The sequence below is a fragment of the Thermogutta sp. genome (genome assembly GCF_014359955.1).
Taxonomy (GTDB): domain Bacteria; phylum Planctomycetota; class Planctomycetia; order Pirellulales; family Thermoguttaceae; genus Thermogutta.
The window spans coordinates 1-4,799 of the sequence record NZ_JACIYL010000306.1 but is presented as its reverse complement, the minus strand read 5'-3'; the positions used below and the strand labels follow the sequence as shown (position 1 = coordinate 4,799).

The 4,799-nt window shown below is 59.8% G+C and carries 4 protein-coding genes; 1 reads left to right on the top strand and 3 read right to left on the bottom strand.

Annotated features, from left to right (window positions below; all coding sequences use genetic code 11):
* Positions 1–133 precede the first annotated feature (133 nt).
* The 3 genes from H5U08_RS10370 to H5U08_RS10360 form a co-directional block, all read right to left on the bottom strand.
* On the bottom strand, positions 134–364 hold the full coding sequence (locus tag H5U08_RS10370) for a DUF2905 domain-containing protein (RefSeq protein ID WP_297032745.1): 231 nt from the start codon (positions 362–364) through the stop codon (positions 134–136).
* A 134-nt stretch (positions 365–498) separates the two neighbouring features.
* Complete coding sequence (gene thiD, locus H5U08_RS10365; RefSeq protein ID WP_297032744.1) at positions 499–1,317, bottom strand: bifunctional hydroxymethylpyrimidine kinase/phosphomethylpyrimidine kinase; 819 nt, start codon at positions 1,315–1,317, stop codon at positions 499–501.
* 826 nt (positions 1,318–2,143) lie between these two features.
* A complete protein-coding gene (locus H5U08_RS10360; protein WP_297032742.1) occupies positions 2,144–3,250 on the bottom strand; it encodes an aldo/keto reductase in 1,107 nt (368 codons plus the stop codon).
* Between the two features lie 211 nt (positions 3,251–3,461).
* Between H5U08_RS10360 and H5U08_RS10355 the strand changes: the two genes are divergently transcribed.
* The coding region (locus H5U08_RS10355) for a sulfatase (RefSeq protein WP_297032740.1) at positions 3,462–4,799 on the top strand (1,338 nt) is incomplete at its 3' end.

Genomic DNA, 4,799 nt, shown 5'->3' with positions numbered 1-4,799 from the left:
GAATCCGCCTGGTGTCTCGGGCTGCTGATGGGGAATCTTGTGGCGGAAACTGGACCATCCGGGCTGTTTCGATCCTGCTGTCACGGGTTGCCAAGGGAACGTGCTCTCCTCAAACAACCAATCTTTCCGCGACTCACCGCATGAGCCGCAGCACGACGTTGAGCACGATGGTGAGCACGATGCTCAGAAGAATGCAGGTTGTGATGGGAAAATAAAAAGACCATCGTTCACCGCGGATGTGGATATCGCCCGGCAGTCGTCCCACCTGCAGGGGTACGAAATGAAGCAGCCAGAGAATAACCCCAAGGACCATCACCACCAGGCCCAGCAGAATCAGCATCTTTCCCACTGATGAGAGATCCATCGGCCGATCTCCTCATAAAACCTGCACGTTTATGGAACGCTCGAGCTGCGCCACAGGAAGCGGACCACGGTTGGTCAAACGCTGTTGTTCTCCTGTGCGCGTCGGGCCCGTCTTCGACTCATCCCTCTTTGAGTTTATGCCCGTCGCTCTCCGGGAGGAATCGGCACGTGAAGATTCATTGGCTGGAAGCCGCTGGCCACGGCGGTCGCCTGCTGCAGGGCGTGTGTGACAAAACTTTTCGCCACGTCGATCGCTTCCAGCAGTTCTTTGCCCTGAGCCAGCAGTGCCGTGATGGCCGCCGAAAACACGCAGCCAGAGCCGTGCGTTTGAGCCTGGGGAACGAGTTCACGATGGAACCACACGAAACGACCGTCGGAAAAGAGGACGTCTACGGCTTCGCCATCGACGCCCGGACCTTTGACCAGCACGTGCCGGGGACCCCACTGGGCGATGGTGGCCGCGGCTTTCTCCAATGCGCGTAAATCGGAGATGGATGTTCCGGTAAGCAATTCCGCTTCCCGCAGGTTCGGCGTGAGGAGGGTGGCAAGGGGAAACAGAATGTCCCGCATCGCCCGCACACCTTCCTCGTCGAGGAGGAGACTGCCGCTCTTGCTGAGAATGACAGGATCGACGACGAGCGGACAGGAGAGTGCCTGGAGGCGGTCGGCCACCGCATTGATGATCTCCGGCGTGCCCAACGCGCCCGTCTTGACCGCCTGCGGGAGAAGTTCTTCCGTGACGGCGTCCCATTGGGCAAGGACAAACTGGGGCTCGAGTGTTTGGACAGCCCAAACCCCCCGGCTGTTCTGCGCGGTCAGGAGCGTCACCACGCTCGCTCCATAGACCCCGAAATGATGGAACGTCTTCAAATCCGCCTGAAGGCCGGCCCCTCCGGAGGAGTCCGAACCGGCCACCGTCACAGCCACCGGAATATTGGGGAGATTTGTCGTCACCTCGCGCTCCTGTCTTCGAATGCGGTTCCTCAAATGCCACGTACTCTTATAAGAGAGCGCAGCGACAGGGCTGAGTCAAGGGTTCCCCCCTTCCTGACCGAGCCCCACTTTGTCCCCGCCTCCGGAGGCGTGTCTTCCGGAGGGACGTGCCTGTCGGGTCCGCTTTTCCGACGTTGGATAGTCCGTCCCTTTTTTAACGGGCACGACAAGCGTGCCCCTCCGACCTTTTTCCGCAGGGACCCGCTCGTCGGGTCCGTTTTTTTCGGGGGTGGGTGCTTATCACGTCCGGATTCCGCTGGTTGAACGGTAGGGGCAATTCATGAATCGCCCCTACCGGGAAAACGCATGCCGCGCGCTTCGGAGGGACCCGCTTGTCGGGTCCGTGATTCGAGGTTCGATTATCCATTGCCTTTGCGCGGCGACTGAAGTCCCACGCTGAAAGCGGGGCTAAAGCCCCGCACTCCATATGGAGTGCGGCGATTTATCGCCGCTTTTCGGTGAAGGCTTTAGCCTTCACAACCAAACCGTTTACGGTCCTTGGCCGAGACCACGAGAGCGCACTGGTAGGGGCAGTTCATGAATGGCCCCTACCTCCTCGGAGGGACGTGCCTGTCACGTCCGCTTTCTTTTGGAGGGCCCTACTCGTCAGGTTCGTTTTTCCAACATGCATGATCCATCGGCTTTCACCGGGCACGACGAGCGTGCCCCTCCGAAGGCGTTGGAACGAAAAACGTTTGGCCCGTACGTTTTGCGTGGGCGAGGATAAAGGATTAAAAAACCTTTCGCCCGTCTTGATTACCTAGAGGAATAGAAAGACGTCAGAATCCTACACGTATTCCCAGTCTTTCAGCCAGCGGTAATGATAGGGCAACTCGGCCCAGACGCGGTCCATCTCCCGTTCCAGCAGGGCTTTTTCTTCCTGATCCAGTTCGCGACGCTCCTTGACGGCACGCGCGACGTTGTCCACCTGTTCGGGCGTGATCATTCCCGGGATAGGGGCCGTGATCGCGGGATTGCAGAGGATGTAGCGAATGGTCAAGCGGGCGATGCGATCATCCTCCTCCCGATACGGGCTGTTGGGTGAGCTGTCCCCTTTGAACAGGGAGCCGCTGGCGAACGGCTTGATGCCGAACCAGCCCACGTCCTGCTTCTGCATGGTGGCCCACAGGCCGGTTTCATCGGTGACCACCTTTGTCTTGGCGGTGTACGGCGTGCAGATGACCTCTAATTGCTCGGGATACTTCTCAAGGAGCATCTTGATATGGGGACGGTCGTGAGAGGAGATGCCCGTGAATCGGGCCCGACCTGTCTTTTTGGCCCATTCCAGGGCGGCGATCACGGCCTCGATCTCGGCCTCCGTATGGCGGCTGCTCTGCTCGTGGCAGGTGATCCGCCAGACATCCACGTAGTCGAGACCGGCCTCTTTCAGACCCATGTCGAGACTCTGCTTGAGCTTCTCGAGTGTCCGCCATTCGCGGAAGCGGACTTCCCGCTGGTACCAGGAATAGCCCAGGTACATCTTGTCGCGGCGGCCTTTCAATGCCCGGGCATACGCCAGGACCTCCTGGCCGGTGCATGCGTCGATGTAATTAATGCCGCGTTCGATGCAGCGGGTGACCACATCGTAGCGATTCTTCTGGAAGTCCGGATCGTCGATCGCCGCTCCCAGCCAGTTTCCCCCTTGAAAAGAATCGGGGACAACTTTGTTGAGCCGTTTCCAGTGTCCCCCGAGACACACGGCGGAGATCATCAGGTTGGTCTTTCCACAGCGGCGGTATTCCATCTCGGGGTTGTAATTGAGGATTTTGCTGGTATCCACATTCTCGGGATTGCCAGCCCTCACCGTGAATGTCCCCTGCAGCCCCAGAGCGGTGCTGGCCGCCGCTGCGACGGTCCCCTGCACAAATTCGCGCCGATTGAGCTCACCCGTCATGATTCAGTCCCTCCCCAATGCGTGGCGGTTTCTCGTATACTGCCGTGTTGAACGGTGCCAGTTGCGTGCAACACGGTGTCCCTCCACCCCAGACGCCTGGTATAGTAATACACGCGTCGGCCGGATGTCAATCGAACACCCAGCGGAGCGCGAAGCTCGGTGTCGGCCTCGGCAGGCATGACGGGGAACTTGCCAGCAAAGGAGCGCAGCCATGATCAGATGCATGCGAATTGGGTTGATCGCGTTTTTCGTGTTGGGAGTCATTCTCGGCAACCGTACTCTCCGGGCCGAGTCGAAAGGACGTCCCAATATCGTCGTCATCCTGGCGGATGATTTGGGCTGGGGTGATTTGGGGTGCTTTGGAGCCCCGGACCTGGAGACGCCTCACGTGGACCGCCTTGCGCGGGAAGGCATGCGGATGGTCAATTTTTACGCCAATTGCCCGGTGTGCTCACCAACCCGGGCTTCGCTGCTGACCGGCTGCTATCCCGATGCGGTGGGAGTGCCGGGAGTTATCCGCACGCACAGCAACAATTCCTGGGGTTATCTCAATCCGCAGGTGGAACTGCTCCCGGCGTTTCTCGCGCGGGCTGGGTATCACACAGCGCTGGTGGGCAAGTGGCATTTGGGCCTGGATCGCCCCAACATCCCCACCGCCCGGGGATTCGACTATTTTCACGGCTTTCTGGGCGACATGATGGACGACTATTTCAACCATCGCCGTCATGGAATCAATTACATGCGGGAAAACGAAACGGAGATCGATCCGGCCGGGCATGCCACCGACCTTTTTACCCGCTGGGCCTGTGAGTACATCGAGTCCCGCGCGGAATCAGCCCGGCACGGCCAACCGTTTTTCCTCTACCTGGCCTACAATGCCCCCCACGTTCCCATCCAACCGCCGCAGGAATGGCTCCAGCGCTACCGCCAGCGGCATCCCGATGTTCCAGAACGACGGGCCAAATTGGCGGCACTCATCGAGCATTTGGACTGGGGGGTGGGCGAGGTGCTGAGCACTTTGGAGAAAACCGGTCTTGCCGAAGAAACGCTTGTCATTTTCACCAGCGACAACGGGGGCCAGCTTGATGTGGGGGCCCGCAACGGCCCCTATCGCTCCGGCAAAGGGACGATGTATGAAGGCGGTATCCGCGTACCGACAGTGGTGCGCTGGCCCGGTCAGATAGCGCCAGGGAGCCAGAGTGACGCGGTGGCCCTCACCATGGACTTGTTCGCCAGCATCCTCGATGCGGCAGGTGTGCCGGCGCCGGAAGGACGCTCCGGGGTGACATTGCTGCCGATCTGGAAAGGAGAAAAGAATCGCTTGCCAACGCGGGACCTGTTCTGGGTTCGGTTGGAAGGGGGTGTCTTCAGTTACGCCGCCCGGCGTGGGAATTACAAGCTCGTCCGGCCTGCCCCGCAGCGAGGCAAGCAGCCGCCGGACGAACTCTATGATCTGGCCACGGATCCTTACGAGAAACAGGATCTGCGGACGACCCGGCCCGATTTATACCAGGAGATGGTGCGGTTGCTCGAGGAGCACATCCAATCG

What these genes read in the sequence shown, in the direction of transcription:
- H5U08_RS10360 (WP_297032742.1), bottom strand. Translation starts at nt 3,250, where the DNA reads ATGACGGGTGAGCTCAATCGGCGCGAATTTGTGCAGGGGACCGTCGCA.
- H5U08_RS10370 (WP_297032745.1), bottom strand. Translation starts at nt 364, where the DNA reads ATGGATCTCTCATCAGTGGGAAAGATGCTGATTCTGCTGGGCCTGGTG.